11 protein-coding genes are annotated in these 15616 nt (G+C 70.0%); 7 read left to right on the top strand and 4 right to left on the bottom strand.

Going from position 1 to position 15616, the window contains the following annotated elements; translation table 11 throughout:
- Window positions 1–223 precede the first annotated feature (223 nt).
- Both ACFVYE_RS46335 and ACFVYE_RS46330 read right to left on the bottom strand, forming a co-directional pair.
- Window positions 224–607: a WhiB family transcriptional regulator gene (locus ACFVYE_RS46335; RefSeq protein ID WP_383974803.1), complete on the bottom strand. Its 384-nt coding sequence runs from the start codon at window positions 605–607 to the stop codon at window positions 224–226.
- Window positions 608–808: 201 nt separating this feature from the next.
- On the bottom strand, window positions 809–1471 hold the full coding sequence (locus ACFVYE_RS46330) for a DUF1707 domain-containing protein (RefSeq protein WP_383974807.1): 663 nt from the start codon (window positions 1469–1471) through the stop codon (window positions 809–811).
- A gap of 196 nt (window positions 1472–1667) precedes the next feature.
- On the opposite strand from ACFVYE_RS46330, the gene ACFVYE_RS46325 reads away from it, so the two are divergent.
- The gene (locus tag ACFVYE_RS46325; RefSeq protein WP_383974810.1) at window positions 1668–3335 is read left to right on the top strand and encodes a fumarate hydratase; all 1668 of its coding nucleotides are present in this window, start codon (window positions 1668–1670) and stop codon (window positions 3333–3335) included.
- Between the two features lie 119 nt (window positions 3336–3454).
- Here the strand turns inward: ACFVYE_RS46325 and ACFVYE_RS46320 are convergent, their stop codons facing one another.
- Window positions 3455–4441 carry a LuxR C-terminal-related transcriptional regulator gene (locus ACFVYE_RS46320; protein ID WP_383974833.1) on the bottom strand — a complete coding sequence of 329 codons (987 nt, stop codon included), beginning with the start codon at window positions 4439–4441 and terminating at the stop codon, window positions 3455–3457.
- Between the two features lie 70 nt (window positions 4442–4511).
- Between ACFVYE_RS46320 and ACFVYE_RS46315 the strand changes: the two genes are divergently transcribed.
- The gene (locus ACFVYE_RS46315) at window positions 4512–5879 is read left to right on the top strand and encodes an MFS transporter (protein ID WP_383974813.1); all 1368 of its coding nucleotides are present in this window, start codon (window positions 4512–4514) and stop codon (window positions 5877–5879) included.
- A 427-nt stretch (window positions 5880–6306) separates the two neighbouring features.
- Entirely contained in the window at window positions 6307–7608 is a 1302-nt protein-coding gene (locus tag ACFVYE_RS46310; RefSeq protein WP_383974816.1) for a M18 family aminopeptidase, read from the top strand.
- 70 nt (window positions 7609–7678) lie between these two features.
- Here the strand turns inward: ACFVYE_RS46310 and ACFVYE_RS46305 are convergent, their stop codons facing one another.
- Window positions 7679–9208 carry a ricin-type beta-trefoil lectin domain protein gene (locus tag ACFVYE_RS46305; RefSeq protein WP_389609562.1) on the bottom strand — a complete coding sequence of 510 codons (1530 nt, stop codon included), beginning with the start codon at window positions 9206–9208 and terminating at the stop codon, window positions 7679–7681.
- Window positions 9209–9314: 106 nt separating this feature from the next.
- On the opposite strand from ACFVYE_RS46305, the gene ACFVYE_RS46300 reads away from it, so the two are divergent.
- The 4 genes from ACFVYE_RS46300 to ACFVYE_RS46285 all read left to right on the top strand — a co-directional run bounded on the left by ACFVYE_RS46300 (window position 9315) and on the right by ACFVYE_RS46285 (window position 15504).
- Window positions 9315–10739, top strand: a complete 1425-nt coding sequence (locus tag ACFVYE_RS46300; RefSeq protein ID WP_383974822.1) for a class II fumarate hydratase — start codon at window positions 9315–9317, stop codon at window positions 10737–10739.
- Between the two features lie 160 nt (window positions 10740–10899).
- Window positions 10900–11598: a DUF402 domain-containing protein gene (locus tag ACFVYE_RS46295; RefSeq protein WP_389609560.1), complete on the top strand. Its 699-nt coding sequence runs from the start codon at window positions 10900–10902 to the stop codon at window positions 11596–11598.
- Window positions 11599–11969: 371 nt separating this feature from the next.
- On the top strand, window positions 11970–13901 hold the full coding sequence (locus ACFVYE_RS46290; protein WP_389609558.1) for a SpoIIE family protein phosphatase: 1932 nt from the start codon (window positions 11970–11972) through the stop codon (window positions 13899–13901).
- Between the two features lie 133 nt (window positions 13902–14034).
- Window positions 14035–15504 (top strand): catalase, encoded by a 1470-nt coding sequence (locus ACFVYE_RS46285; protein ID WP_389609556.1) that lies wholly within the window; start codon window positions 14035–14037, stop codon window positions 15502–15504.
- Window positions 15505–15616 lie beyond the last annotated feature (112 nt).

Here is a 15616-nt window from a genome sequence, read left to right as displayed (position 1 = left end):
GTCATGCGGTCCAAGTCCGGCACCATCCGGAAGATCGACTCGACCCACCGGCTGTCGAAGCTGCGTGCCTACAGCGCGATCGACTTCGACCGCGCGAAGTAGTTCCCGTCCCCGAGGGTTCGGGGAGCAGAACGCGAAGAGGCGCCCCCCGTGTGCGGTGGGGGCGCCTCTTCGCGGTACGGACGCGGGGCACCGGTTCGGACCCCCGGCACCCGTCGGCCGGTCAGCCCGCCGCGGCTATGCGGCCCGTCGCGGCGGAGGATGCGGATGATGCCTTGAGCTCCATCTCGCGCCGTCTGCGACGGGCGAGCACCACACGGCGCTCGGCGGCGGTGAGGCCGCCCCACACCCCGTACGGCTCCGGCTGTATGAGTGCGTGTTCCTGGCATTCGACCATCACCGGGCAGCGCGCGCAGACCCGCTTCGCGGACTCCTCGCGCGCGAGTCGGGCAGCAGTCGGCTCCTTCGACGGGGCGAAGAACAGCCCGGCTTCGTCCCGGCGGCACACCGCCTCCGAATGCCAGGGGCCGGCCTGGTCCTCCCGCGCGGGGGTGCGCTGGGGAGGGACGGCGGCGACCTGGAGGGGCTGATGCGGCAGTTGCAGCACGGTCTACTCCTGACGACGGCTTCGCGAGCGAGAGACGATGCAGCACTCCCTACCCGCTGTGCGCACGCCTATGCACTGAGTGGCACTTGGTTCCGGGCTGCGGAATTGCGACCGGTCAGGAATATGGCTTGTTCTCGAAGGAGTTCGGAGCAGTTCGGAAGAGTTCGCACCAGGACGGACCGCGCCCTTCCCAGCCGGGTCCTAGCCGAGGTATTTGCGCAGCCGGTCCTGGAGATCCGCAATGAACTTCCCGCGCTTGGGCTTCGCCTCGACGCTGCCGAACACCGAATAGCCGTTGACGACCACCACTGGCGCTTCGGGGTCCGCGGATTCCAGTGTGGCGACTTCGAAATTACCGAAGACGCCCGTGCCGCTGCCGCGCAGCGAGATGTTCTCGGGGACCTTGATCTCGACACTTCCGAAGATGGCGGTCGCATTGATCACCGTGAGCCTCTGGCCGAAAAGCGCCTCGGTCAGATCGATTTCGACGCTGCCGAAGAGCGCAAAGGCGTTCGTACGGCCGCCGACCCGCCAACGGCCCTTGCGGGTGGAGCTGCTGAAGATCGCCACCAGGTTCTCGGCCGGGCCCGTGGGGCTCTCGTGGCCGAAGGAGCCGGGCTCGGCGGCCGCGCGGGAGGCGCCCCCCGGGGCAGGCAGATCCCGTACCAGCGGCTCCAGTTCGCCGATGGTCTTGGCGCGGTAGACCGCATCGACCCGCTCGGCGTGTTCCTCGGCGGTGAGCCGGCCCTCGGCCATCGCCTCGCGCAGGATGTCCGCGATCCGGTCACGGTCCGCGTCGGAGGCGCGGATACCGGCCGGCTCCGCCGGGGCTACGGGCTGCTGGGGGTGCTTTTCGAGGTCCACCGGCCCAGCGTACCCAAACGCGATAGATCGCGACTAGCCCCCGCCGCGCCTCCGCCGTGTCGCCCCCGCGTCGCTCTCGCGCGGATGCCGAACTGAGCCTTACCTCACAGCTTCGGTGTCCGCGCGGCGTTCTACCCTGGTGGGTGCGCTGCCCAAGGGAGGTCAGCCGCTGTCTGCCGAGTGAGGAATGGCCGTAATGCCAGAGTTTGCGTACTCCGATCTGCTCCCTCTGGGAGAGGACACCACGCCGTATCGTCTGGTGACCTCCGAGGGTGTATCCACCTTCGAGGCCGACGGCCGTACGTTCCTCAAGGTCGCCCCGGAGGCGCTGCGCACCCTGGCCGCCGAGGCCATGCACGACATCTCGCACTACCTGCGCCCCACCCACCTGGCGCAGCTGCGGCGGATCGTGGACGACCCCGAGGCGTCGTCCAACGACAAGTTCGTCGCGCTCGACCTGCTGAAGAACGCGAACATCGCCGCCGCGGGCGTCCTGCCGATGTGCCAGGACACCGGCACCGCGATCGTCATGGGCAAGCGCGGGCAGAACGTACTCACCGAGGGCGGTGACGAAGAGGCCCTGTCGCACGGCATCTTCGACGCGTACACCAAGCTCAACCTCCGCTATTCGCAGATGGCTCCGCTCACCATGTGGGAGGAGAAGAACACCGGCTCGAATCTGCCCGCGCAGATCGAGCTGTACGCCACCGACGGCGGCGCCTACAAATTCCTCTTCATGGCAAAGGGCGGCGGCTCGGCCAACAAGTCGTTCCTCTTCCAGGAGACGAAGGCCGTGCTGAACGAGGCCTCCATGATGAAGTTCCTGGAGGAGAAGATCCGTTCGCTGGGCACGGCCGCCTGCCCGCCGTACCACCTGGCGATCGTCGTCGGCGGTACGTCGGCCGAGTTCGCGCTGAAGACCGCGAAGTACGCCTCCGCGCACTACCTGGACGAGCTGCCCGCCGAGGGCTCCCCCACCGGTCACGGCTTCCGGGACAAGGAGCTGGAGGAGAAGGTCTTCGAGCTGACGCAGAAGATCGGGATCGGTGCGCAGTTCGGCGGCAAGTACTTCTGCCACGACGTGCGTGTCGTCCGCCTCCCCCGCCACGGTGCCTCGCTGCCCGTCGCGATCGCCGTGTCGTGCTCGGCGGACCGCCAGGCCACCGCGAAGATCACCGCCGAGGGTGTCTTCCTGGAGCAGCTGGAGAAGGACCCGGCCCGTTTCCTGCCGGACACCACGGACGAGCACCTCGACGAGGCGGGGGACGTCGTGAAGATCGACCTCAACCGGCCGATGGACGAGATCCTCGCCGAGCTGACCAAGTACCCGGTCAAGACCCGGCTCTCGCTGACCGGTCCGCTGGTCGTGGCCCGCGACATCGCGCACGCCAAGATCAAGGAGCGGCTGGACGCGGGCGAGGAGATGCCGCAGTACCTGAAGGACCACCCGGTCTACTACGCGGGCCCGGCGAAGACGCCCGAGGGATACGCCTCCGGCTCCTTCGGCCCGACGACGGCCGGCCGCATGGACAGCTATGTCGCGCAGTTCCAGGCGGCGGGCGGCTCCAAGGTGATGCTCGCCAAGGGCAACCGGTCCAAGCAGGTCACCGACGCGTGCGACGCGCACGGCGGCTTCTACCTCGGCTCGATCGGCGGACCGGCGGCGCGCCTCGCACAGGACTGCATCAAGAAGGTCGAGGTCGTCGAGTACGAGGAGCTCGGCATGGAAGCGGTCTGGAAGATCGAGGTCGAGGACTTCCCCGCGTTCGTCGTCGTCGACGACAAGGGCAACGACTTCTTCACCGAGCCCGCCCCGGCACCGACGTTCACCAGCATTCCGGTGCGGGGCCCGGGTCTCGCCTGATGAGCTGAGGCGTGCCGAGGCACGACAGGAACGGTCCCGCGGGCGCGTTCCGGCCGCATTCCATCGGCCGGGGCGCCCCTGCGGGCCGTTCTCACGCCTCCGTTGTCACTCCTCCGTCCTCACCCCTCCAGCAGGCCCGACGTCGCGACCAGATAGCCGAGTTGGGCGCGGCTGTTGCTGCCCAGCTGCTCGGAGACCCTTCGCACGTGCTCGGCGACGCTGCGGCGGCTCATCCCGAGCCTGCGGGCGATCGAGTCGTCCGTCTCGCCGCCGACGACCGCCTGCAGGATGGTCCGTTGCAGGTCGGAGGTGACGACCGGGGTGCGCAGCGGTACGCGCTCCGGGCGGACCGGCACCGAGCGGGCCCAGGCTTCGTCGAAGTGACGGACCAGGAAGCGGACCAGGGACGGGTGCTGGATGCGCAGGGCGCTGTGCGGCTCGTCGGAGTACGGGACGAAGGCAAGGTCCCGGTCGAAGACGATGATCCGGTCGGCGATCTCGGCCAGCGTTCTGACCTCGGCGCCCTCGGTGGTCACCCGCTCGATGTAGGCGAGTGTCGCACGGTCCGAGCGGACGGTGTGCTGGTAGATCGTCCGCTGCCGGATGCCCCGCCGCAGATTGCGCAGGTCCCGGGGCAGCGACTCCTCGAGTACGTGCGCGGGACGGCCACCGCCGGGGTGGGCGGTGCGGACCTCCTCGCGGCAGCCCGCGACGCCCGCGTCGAGCGCCTTGCCGATCACGGCCGCGCCGGAGAGCCGAGTGAGGGCGGGCTGTTCGAGCCGGTGCACATCGGCGTACAGGCCCTCGAACACGGCAAGCGCGGCGCGGGCCGAGCGCAGTGTGCGACGCTCACGGGCTATCGCCTCCTCGATGGGCCCGAGTGCGTCGAACGAGGCGGTCTCGGGCGGCACGGGGATCAGGTACCCCGGTGAGTCACGGTCCTCCACCATCAGATGCAGGGTGGTCAGGCAGCCGGGCACCTCACCCGCCGGGAGTCGTCCTTCCGTGAGCGCGCGCCGATAGGCCGCGAGGGCCGTGTCGCATACGCGGTCCGGTGACGATTCGCGGCAATCACACGACCGTGGGCCGGAATGATCGTCCTTCACAACCATGCAGATTACATTCGTGCAATCCGGAGGCCATGGGCGAGCACGGCCGCTCGGTGAGTATGGGCCGGTGACGCACGACATCGAACAGGCGGACGACCGGCCGGACCCGGCACCGGACATCGATCCGGCCGGCACGGCGCGCGGCGAGCGCCGTTATCGATTCCTCGTCGCCGGATACTCCCTCTCTTCGTACGGCACCTTCCTGAATATGGTGGCGCTCAATCTGTTCGTCTACGAGACGACGGGCAGAGCGCTCGCGATGGGCCTGTTCATGGCCGTGCGGCTCGGGTCCGGATTTCTCGCCGGACTCGCTGCCGGCGGTCTCCTCGCCCGATTCACGGCCAAGAGCCTCATGCTGTGGACGAATGTGGCGCAGGCGGCGGTGATGCTGTTGCTGGTCTTCGCGCCGGAGGGGATGCGGACGGCCGCGCTGATGGCCGTTTCCGTGGTGGTGGGTGCCTGCGGAACGCTTTTCATGGTGTCGTTGCGCAGCTCCATTCCCGAGATGGTCGGCGACGAGCGGCGCTCGTGGGCCAACTCCCTTTCCATCACAGGACGTTCGCTGGCCATGGTGGCCGGTTTCGCTTCGGCGGGTGTGGTGGTCTCGCTGGTCGGCTACACCGCCGCTTTCGTGGTGGACATGGCCACCTTTGTGGTCTGCGCCGTGACGGTGGCCCTGCTGCCGATCGCGGGCGGGGGCAGGGGGAAGGACGCCCGGCCGGAATCGGAGGGGGATTCCGGCGGACGTACGCAGGAGGGGAAGCGGGGGACCGGGACGGGGCGGCGGCGGATGCCGGGGGCGTTCCTCAGGTCGGCCGCCGCGCCCGGTCTCGGTCTGATGGTGGTGCTGCGGGGTGCGGACGCCTTCGGTTCGTCCTCCCACAACGCCGCGCTGCCTGTCTACTCCGCCGGGCTCGATGCCTCGCACCCTGCCGTGTTCGTCAGCGCGTTCTGGTGTCTGTGGGCGCTGGGGAACGTCGTCGCGCAGCAGTTGATCCAGCGGTACATCAAGCGCACCGGCCGGGCGGTGGGCGCACCGGGGTTCGGGTACGGCACGTGTCTGATGTCCGGGGCGTTCATTCTGGCGTTCGCCGGGTTCCCGTCGGCGGCGACCGCCGTGATCGCACTTGTCGCGGGGGCGGCCGACGGGCTCACCGAGGTCTCGTACACCTCGCATCTGCAGACGCTCCCCGCCGATCTGCGCGGTCATGCGTTCGGGCTCTCCGCGACCGTGGAGAATCTCGGGTTCGGCGTCGGCATGATCCTGGTCGCGGCGGCACTCGACAGCCACAGCCCGCTGACCGTCGTCGCCTGGTCGCACGGGGTGGCCATCGTGATCGCCATGGTGTTCCTGATCAGGGTGGCGGGGCCGCGGAGGCGAGATCGCGTCCCCGTGCCCCGCTCCGGTGCCGATCGCGGTGGGCAGGTGCGGTGAGGGTTCGCGTACGACGGAATTCAGCCAATCTTGAGGCGCACTCGTGCGTGGCCGGCGGGCACGGGCGATGCCCGGGAACGGGGTGCCACGTGTCGCGGCCCTCCGCAGCTTCCCGGACGCCCCCGGCACGGGCCCCGTACGCCCCCGGTCACCTCGGATCCGGGCGCCGGGGCGGCCGGTCCGGCACCGCCGATTTCACGCAGTGGGCCGCGCCGCGGACTTGCGTCTTGCCGGGCCGCTGCGGTGGGTTGTCGGACGTTCCTGCAGTGCTCCGCCGACCCGGGGCATCAGGAAGCAGTCCTGGGGAACCAGGAAACAGCCGCCACCCCCCGCATACCCCGGACACCGCACCGCGCCGCGCCCAGCGGCTCGGCGCGGGCTCGCCCACCCTCACCTGACCGTCGAACACCGGAAAGGCGGACGCCGTATGACGCCGCTTCCCCACCGCAGCCACGCCGACGACCTGCTGTCCTTCATCAGGGCCAGCCCTTCCCCGTATCACGCGGTGGCGAGTGCCGCCCAGCGCCTGGAGAAAGCCGGCTTCCGCGAACTGCGCGGCACGGACGACTGGACGGGCACGACCGGCGGCAGCTTCGTCGCCCGCGGCGGTGCCCTGATCGCCTGGTACGTCCCCGAGGGCGCCCCCGCGCACACCCCCTTCCGGATCGTCGGCACCCACACGGACTCCCCGAATCTGCGGGTCAAGCCCGCCCCCGACACCGGGTCGGCGGGCTGGCGGCAGATCGCCGTGGAGATCTACGGCGGCGTTCCGCTGAACACCTGGCTCGACCGCGATCTCGGCGTCTCGGGGCGGCTCGCGCTGCGCGGGCCCGGCGGCGGGGTCGAGTCCCGGCTCGTCCAGATCGACGAACCGCTGTTGCGGGTGCCCCAGTTGGCCATCCATCTGGACCGTACGGTCAATGAGGGGCTCACCCTCGACCGGCAGCGCCATCTCGCCCCGCTGTGGGCGCTCGGGGCGCCCGAGGAGGGCTCGCTGCTGCGCCGGGTCGCGGCGGCCGGGGAGGTGGACCGGGACGACGTCCTCGGCTGGGATCTGATGCTCCATGACATCCAGCCGCCCGGATATCTCGGCGCGGACCGGGAGTTCGTGGTGTCCGCGCGGCTGGACAACCTGGTGTCGGTGCATGCGGGCGTCACGGCCCTGGCGGGTGCGGCGACCGCTGACGACGGTCCCTCGTACATCCCCGTCCTGGCGGCCTTCGACCACGAGGAGGTCGGCAGCGGTTCGGAGACGGGCGCGCAGAGCCCCCTGCTGGAACGGGTCCTCAGCCGTTCGGTCACGGCGCGCGGCGGCAGCTCCGAGGACTTCTCCCGCGCCCTGTCCGGTGCCTTCTGCATCTCCGCGGACATGGCGCACGCGGTGCACCCCAACTACGCGGAACGGCACGATCCGGGCCACCATCCGCTGCCCAACGGCGGCCCCGCGGTCAAGGTCAACGTCAATCAGCGGTACGCCACCGACAGCACCGGCATGGCGGTGTTCGCGGCGGCGTGCGAGCGGGCGGGTGCGCCGTGGCAGCCGTTCGTCTCCAACAACGCGATGCCGTGCGGCACGTCGATCGGCCCGCTCACCGCGGCCCGGCTGGGTGTCTCGACGGTCGACGTGGGCGTGCCGGGGCTGTCCATGCACTCGGCGCGCGAGCTGTGCGGGGCCGACGACCCCGGTCATCTGGCGGCCGTCCTGGGCGCGTTCGTGACGTCCGGCTGACACACCGGCGAGAGGCGGGGCGGCCGAGGCCGCCCCGCTCCTTCACCCACCCCCCATGTGCCGGTCGGTCCTACGCGAACCGCTGCTTCGCACTGCCGTCGCAGCTCTGCAGCTTCAGCGGGTCCTTGGCCGACGCGAGCGTCAGGCACAGTCCGGTCGAGGCCGCCGGGCGCAAGGTGCCCGACTGCTTGACGAACTGCTGGTTGGCCGCGCCCGAGCAGTTCCACACGATGAGCGTGGCGCCCGCCTTGTAGTCGGCGCCCGGCACATCGAGGCACCGGTCGTGGCTCAGCTCCGTCACGATGCTCTTCGTGCCGGAGTCGTACCACCAGCCCTGGTTGCGGCCGCCGTGGCAGTCCCAGCCGCCGATCCCGGTGCCGTTGCGGGTCACCGAGGCGGGGACGTCCACACAGGTGCCCGTGGCCTCGTTCTTCAGGGGCTTGAAGACGTCGTCCCACGCCGCGGCCCGCAGGACCGGCGATCCGGTGCTCGCCGGGTCTGCGCAGCTCGCCTCGCGCAGGGACGAGTTGTAGATCTGGGTCAGGCAGGAGGCGAAGGCCGCGTGGCCGCGCGCGTTCGGGTGGAAGGACTGCCGGACGGAGTTGGAGTCCGGCGGGAAGTGCGACAGGTCGATGTAGAGGCCGCGGGCCCAGGTGTCCTCGCTGCAGACCTCGTGACCGTGGAAGAGCCGGGAGTTGTCGAGGTAGACGGCTCCGGTGTCGGCGGCGGCCCTGCGCATGCCGCGCTCGAAGGCGGGAACCGCGACGTTACGGCCCCAGGCGGCGTCGGAGTCGTATCCGGCGCAGCCGCCGGGAAGCTTGCCGGGGAAGTTCGGGTTGTCGTAGAAGTCCGGGCCGATGGGGCTCGGGTAGCCCATGACCACGAGCTTGTAGTCACTGTTGTTGTATCCGGCGTCGGACATGACGGTCTTCAGATCGCGCACCGTCTTCTCGACCTTGGGGACGAGTCCGTCGACGCGCGCCTGCCAGCCGCCCTCGTACTTCGACTGGCACGCGCCCTGCAGGAGGACCCAGCGCTCGACGCAGTCCGTCATGACCGGGCCGAACTGGAGGTCGTCATTGGCGCCGGCGACCAGCACGATCATCTTGATGCGGGTGTTGCGGGCCTTGATGGCGAGGTTGTCGCTCTGCACGAGTTCGTCGGCGTACTGCTTCGATCCGCCGATCACGATGTTGCCGGTGTACGCGCCGGAGCAGGAGACGTTGTACGTGACGTCGGCCTGGATCCCGGTGCGGTGGATGGCCGAGTCGGGCGAGCGGTGGCACCAGTTGTCGGGGCCGTTCGTGCCCGCCTCGTACGTGCCGACGCCCTCGCCGGAGATCTCGCTGTCGCCGAGCGAGATCAGCCCGGTCTTGCGGTCGGCGAGCGGGCGCTCGGCCGGGTCGCCGTACAGCCGGGTTGCTTCGGCGGCCCGGATGGCCTCCAGTTCGGGCGACAGGGGGGTGGATGCGGTAGTGGTGATACCGGACCGGTCTGCCGCGCCCGCCGGTCCCGCGGCGGCGGCCATGCCGCCCAATGCCGCCGCCATGGCCGCGGCGGCCACGACCGTACAGCGAAGTCTGTGCCTGGTGCGCCTCATTGCGCCTCCCCGGGTTGTGGTTACCCCCGGTATTTACTGGTCGGTAGGCGACTTGGGAATACACAGAACAAGACAAGTGCTCAACTTTTTCAGGAGGTTGAACCCCATGGACGACGCACAGGCCACCGCACAGACCCCCGCGGACGGCACGGATTTCCGCATCGAGCACGATTCGATGGGCGAGGTGAGGGTGCCGAAGGACGCCAGGTGGCGGGCCCAGACGCAGCGCGCGGTGGAGAACTTCCCGATCTCCGGCCAGCGCCTGGAGCGGGCCCACATCGAGGCCCTGGCCCGGATCAAGGCGGCCGCGGCCAAGGTGAACGCCGAGCTGAAGGTGCTCGACCCGGACATCGCCCTGGCCATCCAGGCGGCCGCCGATGAGGTCGCCGAGGGGCGCTGGGACGCACACTTCCCGATCGATGTCTTCCAGACCGGGTCCGGCACCTCGTCCAACATGAACACCAATGAGGTCGTGGCCACCCTCGCCACGGAGCGCCTGGGCCGCGAGGTCCACCCCAACGACCACGTCAACGCCTCGCAGTCGTCCAACGACGTCTTCCCGTCCTCCATCCACATCGCCGCGACCGCGGCCGTCACCGGCGAGCTGATCCCGGCGCTGGACCATCTGGCTGCCGCTCTGGAACGCAAGTCCGCCGAGTTCGCGACGGTCGTGAAGTCGGGGCGTACGCATCTGATGGACGCCACGCCCGTCACTCTGGGCCAGGAGTTCGGCGGTTATGCGGCACAGATCCGGTACGGCGTCGAGCGGCTGCGGGCCTCCCTCCCCCGCCTCGCCGAGCTGCCGCTGGGCGGCACGGCCGTCGGCACCGGCATCAACACCCCGCCCGGCTTCTCCGCCGCCGTCATCGCCGAGGTCGCCCGTGCCACCGGGCTGCCGCTCACCGAGGCCAGGGACCACTTCGAGGCGCAGGGCGCGCGGGACGGGCTCGTGGAGGCCTCCGGCCAGCTCCGCACCATCGCCGTCTCGCTCACCAAGATCTCCAACGATCTGCGCTGGATGGCGTCCGGGCCGCGCACCGGTCTGGCCGAGATCAGCCTTCCCGACCTCCAGCCGGGCTCGTCGATCATGCCGGGGAAGGTGAATCCGGTCATTCCCGAGGCCGTTCTGATGGTCGCGGCCCAGGTGATGGGGAACGACCAGACGGTCGCCGTCGCGGGCGCGGCGGGCAATTTCGAACTGAATGTGATGCTTCCGGTCATCGCGAAGAATCTGCTGGAGTCGGTGCGGCTGCTGGCCAATGTCTCCCGGCTGCTCGCGGACCGTACGGTCGACGGAATCACCGCGAACGTGGAGCGGGCCAGGGAGTACGCGGAGTCCTCGCCGTCCGTCGTCACCCCGCTGAACAAGTACATCGGTTACGAGGAGGCGGCGAAGGTCGCCAAGAAGTCCCTGGCCGAGCGCAGGACGATCCGCGAGGTGGTGCTGGACTCCGGATATGTCGAGCGCGGCGATCTCACGGTGGAGCAGCTCGACGAGGCGCTGGACGTGTTGCGCATGACCCGCCCGTGACATGCGTCGCGGCGACAGGGCCGCGGCATCTGTGAGAGGGGCCGGCAACCGGGGGTGGGAGAAGGAGCGGGGCCGGGTGCGTGCAGCGACAACGCCGCAGGTGTGCGTGCCCAGCGCCGTGGCGCCGCCCGCCGATTACCGGCCCCTCTAAGATCTGCCCATGACGGGTAGTGGATACATCGAGCACTGGGCGCCGGGTGATCAGATCCTGTGGCGCTACCGCGACAACGGCCTGCTGCGGCGGGACCCCACGCCGGATCACGCCCAGGGCCCGGTCCACATCTGCCGCCCCGTCACCGTCGTCCAGGACACCGGCGAACTGCTCGCCGTATGGGTGGCACCCGGCACCGAGTGTGTGAAGCCGGTGCTGGCGAACGGCACCGAGGTGCACGACGAGCCGCTCGCCACCCGCTACACCGCCCCGCGCACCACCGCCCGCTCGGCCTGGCTGGGCAACGGAGTGCTGAAGCTCGCCCGTCCCGGTGAACCCTGGTCGGTCTGGCTGTTCTGGGAGCCCGGCTGGCAGTTCCGCAGCTGGTACGTGAACCTGGAGGAACCGCGCACCCGCTGGGCCGGCGGCATCGACTCCGAGGATCACTTTCTCGACATCTCCGTCTACCCGGACCGCAGCTGGGTCTGGCGCGACGAGGACGAGTTCGCACAGGCTCAGCGGGTCGGTCTGATGGCCCCGCAGACCGCGCAGCGGGTACGGGAGGCGGGCCTCGCGGCCGTCGAGGTGATCCGGGACTGGGGCGCGCCGTTCCGGGACGGCTGGGAGGACTGGCGGCCCGATCCGCACTGGCGGGTTCCCGCGCTCCCGGATGACTGGGACCGTACCCCCTCGCATATGCCGTCGTGAGACCCTTGATGCACCCCAGGGGGGCAAACGTAGGATCGTCCTCCGGAGGGCCGCTCCACTCCAACCGGCGGACGCGGCACCGGACCTGACCGCAAGTCATCGCACGAGCACCACGCACTGCATGAGCTGTATGAGCAGCATCAGTCGTATGAGTCGCATGAGCCACTACGAGGGGGTGGAGACGTGCTCGCTTTCGGCCGCCCTGTCGCCGGAAACGTTGTCACCGAACCACGCTGGGGGCATCCGGTTTCGGCCCCTCGTTCGGGGGCATCCGGTGACAGCCGTTGTTATCGCCGCTCTTGCCGGGGCACAGTAGCGCCCCACGAGGTGATTGCCTCATACAACCGGCCCGGACGGACGGAACCCCACGCGTGACGGAGCATCCCACCTCCCACGAAGGCCGGCAGCCTCTTGCCGCCCGGTCGCAGGAACGCACCCGGCCGCGGCAGCAGGATGCCGCGGCGGCGGCTTCCCCTGCCTCCGCCGCGATCCCCGGCCCGGCCACGGCGCCGGGCGCGGGAGCGAATCCGGCAGCTTCCGCGGCGAACCCCGGCCCCGCAGGACTCGACCCACAGGCCGCGGCCCGTCGCGAGGGCGACCGGCTGCGCTTCGTGGGGGCCGCCACCCGGCGGATCGCCCGCGGCATAGACCTGGACGAGATCGTGCTGGGCCTGTGCCGGGCCAGCGTGCCGACGTTCTCCGACGCCATACTGGTCTACCTCCGCGACCCGCTCCCGGTCGGCGACGAGCGGCCGGTCTCCCCGTTCGTGCTGCGGCTGCGCCGGTCGGACCGGCTGCGCTTAAACGAGGAGGAGACCGGGACCTCGTCGGAGATCGAACGACTGCGGCTGCCCGCCATCGACCCGCACGGCGATCTGCCCGCGGCCGCCGAGCTGTGCGAGGTCCGCTCGGGCGGCGCGCTCGCCGAGGTGCTGCGCGGTGTACGGCCGGTCTTCGGGGACTCCGCAGCGGCCCGCGCCGCGCTGCCCGAGCTGCTCGGTAACGGACGGACCGTGCCCACCGGACACCGTGCGATCCTCGCCCCGCTGCGCGGACGGCGACGGGTGATCGGCGCCGCCGTCTTCCTGCGCGGAACCGGACGGCCGCCCTTCGAGGCCAATGACCTGCTGGTCGCCGCCCAGCTGGCGACGCACACCGCGCTCGGCATCGACAAGGCCGTGCTGTACGGACGCGAGGCGTACATCGCCGACGAGCTGCAGCGCACCATGCTGCCCGACTCGCTGCCGCAGCCGACCGGCGTCCGGCTCGCCTCCCGCTATCTCCCGGCCGCCGAGACGGCCCGGGTCGGCGGCGACTGGTACGACGCGATCCCGCTGCCCGGGAGCCGGGTCGCCCTGGTCGTCGGTGACGTCATGGGCCACTCCATGACGTCCGCGGCGATCATGGGGCAGCTGCGCACCACCGCGCAGACCCTCGCCGGGCTCGACCTGCCGCCGCAGGAGGTGCTGCACCACCTCGACGAGCAGGCGCAGCGGCTCGGCAGCGACCGCATGGCGACCTGCCTGTACGCGGTGTACGACCCCGTCGCGCACCGCATCACCATCGCCAACGCCGGACATCCGCCGCCCGTCCTGCTCCATCTGGGCGGCCGTGCGGAGGTGCTGCGGGTGCCGCCCGGCGCTCCGATCGGCGTCGGCGGTGTGGACTTCGAGGCCGTCGAGCTCGACGCTCCCGCGGGCGCCACGCTGCTCCTTTACACCGACGGTCTGGTGGAGTCCCGGCTGCGGGACGTCTGGACCGGGATCGAGCAGCTGCGCGAGCGTCTCGCCGCCACCGCCCGGCTCACCGGCCCGGATCATTCGCCGCCGCTGGAGGCCCTCTGCGACGACGTGCTCGACATGCTCGGCCCCGGCGACCGGGACGACGACATCGCGCTGCTGGCCGCCCGGTTCGACGGGATCGCGCCAAGTGACGTCGCGTACTGGCACCTGGAACCGGAGGAGACAGCTCCGGGACGAGCCCGCCGGCTGGCCCGCCGGGCGCTGAGCCGTTGGGGACTCGACGATCTCTCCGACTCGGTGGAGCTGCTGGTCAGCGAGGTGGTGACCAACGCGGTGCGCTATGCGGAGCGGCCGGTGACGCTGCGGCTGCTGCGCACCGACATCCTGCGCTGCGAGGTCGGCGACGACGCACCGCAGCTGCCCCGGCAGCGCCGGGCCAGGGACATGGACGAGGGCGGCCGCGGTCTGTTCCTCGTGAACCGGCTGGCCAGACGGTGGGGGGCCACGCGTCTTTCGACCGGCAAGGTGGTCTGGTTCGAGATGCCGACCCGGGGCCAGTAGGGGGTCCGGGCCGGGGGCGGACAAGAGCCCTGCACGGACGGTAGCCAAATGTTGCCGACCTCCTGTCGGCGGAGTTGACTTCAGTCGTGAACGAGACGACCTGACCGAAACCCCCACCGACGGGAGGACGCTCGTGCCTGAGGAATCGAAGACCAAGAACACCTCCTACACCACGAACAACGCCGGAATCCCGGTGGAGAGCGATGAACACTCGCTCACTGTCGGATCCGACGGTCCGATCCTGCTCCAGGACCACTACCTCATCGAGAAGATGGCCCAGTTCAACCGGGAACGGGTCCCCGAGCGAGTGGTCCACGCCAAGGGCTCCGGCGCCTACGGCATTTTCAAGGTGACCAACGACGTCAGCCAGTTCACCAAGGCCGACCTCTTCCAGCCGGGCAAGCAGACCGCCATGCTCGCCCGCTTCTCCACGGTCGCCGGTGAACAGGGCTCTCCCGACACCTGGCGCGACCCTCGTGGGTTCGCCCTGAAGTTCTACACGGAGCACGGCAACTACGACATGGTCGGCAACAACACGCCGATCTTCTTCGTGCGCGACCCGATGAAGTTCCAGGACTTCATCCGCTCGCAGAAGCGCCGCCCGGACAGCGCGGTGCGCGACCACGACATGCAGTGGGACTTCTGGACCCTCTCCCCCGAGTCCGCCCACATGGTCACCTGGCTGATGGGCGACCGCGGCATCCCGAAGACGTACCGCAACATGAACGGCTACAGCTCGCACACCTATATGTGGGTGAACGCGGGCGGCGAGAGGTTCTGGGTCAAGTACCGCTTCAAGACCGACCAGGGCATCGACTTCTACGCTCAGGCCGAGGCCGACGAGATGGCCGGCATCGACGGCGACGTCCACCGCCGTGACCTGTTCGAGTCGATCAAGCGGGGTGATCACCCGAGCTGGACGCTGTATGTCCAGATCATGCCGTTCGACGATGCGCCGGACTACCGGTTCAACCCGTTCGACCTCACGAAGGTGTGGCCGCACGGCGACTACCCGGAGATCGAAGTCGGCCGGATGACGCTCAACGAGAACCCCGAGGACTTCTTCGTCCACATCGAGCAGGCGTCCTTCGAGCCGTCGAACCTGGTGCCCGGCATCGGTCCGTCGCCCGACAAGATGCTGCTCGGCCGGCTCTTCTCGTACCCGGACACCCACCGGTACCGGATCGGCCCGAACTACGCGCAGCTGCCGCCGAACCGTCCGCGGTTCGGCCGGAACTCGTACGCGAAGGACGGCCCGATGCGGTACGAGCCCGCTCGTACGGGAGCGGTCTACGCACCGAACTCGTACGGCGGTCCGGCCGCGGACACCGAACGCTACGGCGACCCGGCGGGCTGGGCCACGGCGGGCGAGATGGTGCACGAGGCGTACAAGCTGCACCGCGAGGACGACGACTGGGGCCAGGCGGGCACGATGGTGCGCAAGGTCCTGGACGACGCGGCGCGTGACCGGCTGGTGTCCAACATTTCCGGCCATCTGCTGGACGGGGTGAGCGCCCCGGTCCTGGAGCGGGCGCTGCAGTACTGGCGCAACGTGGACAAGGACCTCGGCGACCGGATCGCGAAGAAGGTCAACGGCGGCTGACACCGTCGTACGCGGATGCATGAGTCAGGGGCGGTGCCGGCCGGCCCCCCCCCAGACGCATGCGGTCCCAGCTCTCTCCCTGGGTCTTATACACAACACCCAGCCCACGAGA

Origin of the sequence: Streptomyces sp. NPDC058239 (genome assembly GCF_042882185.1) — a bacterium.
GTDB lineage: Bacteria > Actinomycetota > Actinomycetes > Streptomycetales > Streptomycetaceae > Streptomyces.
Note: the sequence above shows the minus strand (reverse complement) of the source record. Positions and strands in the feature narration are given on the sequence as shown.

What these genes read in the sequence shown, in the direction of transcription:
- ACFVYE_RS46325 (WP_383974810.1), top strand. Translation starts at nt 1,668, where the DNA reads ATGCCAGAGTTTGCGTACTCCGATCTGCTCCCTCTGGGAGAGGACACC.
- ACFVYE_RS46310 (WP_383974816.1), top strand. Translation starts at nt 6,307, where the DNA reads ATGACGCCGCTTCCCCACCGCAGCCACGCCGACGACCTGCTGTCCTTC.
- ACFVYE_RS46305 (WP_389609562.1), bottom strand. Translation starts at nt 9,208, where the DNA reads ATGAGGCGCACCAGGCACAGACTTCGCTGTACGGTCGTGGCCGCCGCG.
- ACFVYE_RS46300 (WP_383974822.1), top strand. Translation starts at nt 9,315, where the DNA reads ATGGACGACGCACAGGCCACCGCACAGACCCCCGCGGACGGCACGGAT.
- ACFVYE_RS46295 (WP_389609560.1), top strand. Translation starts at nt 10,900, where the DNA reads ATGACGGGTAGTGGATACATCGAGCACTGGGCGCCGGGTGATCAGATC.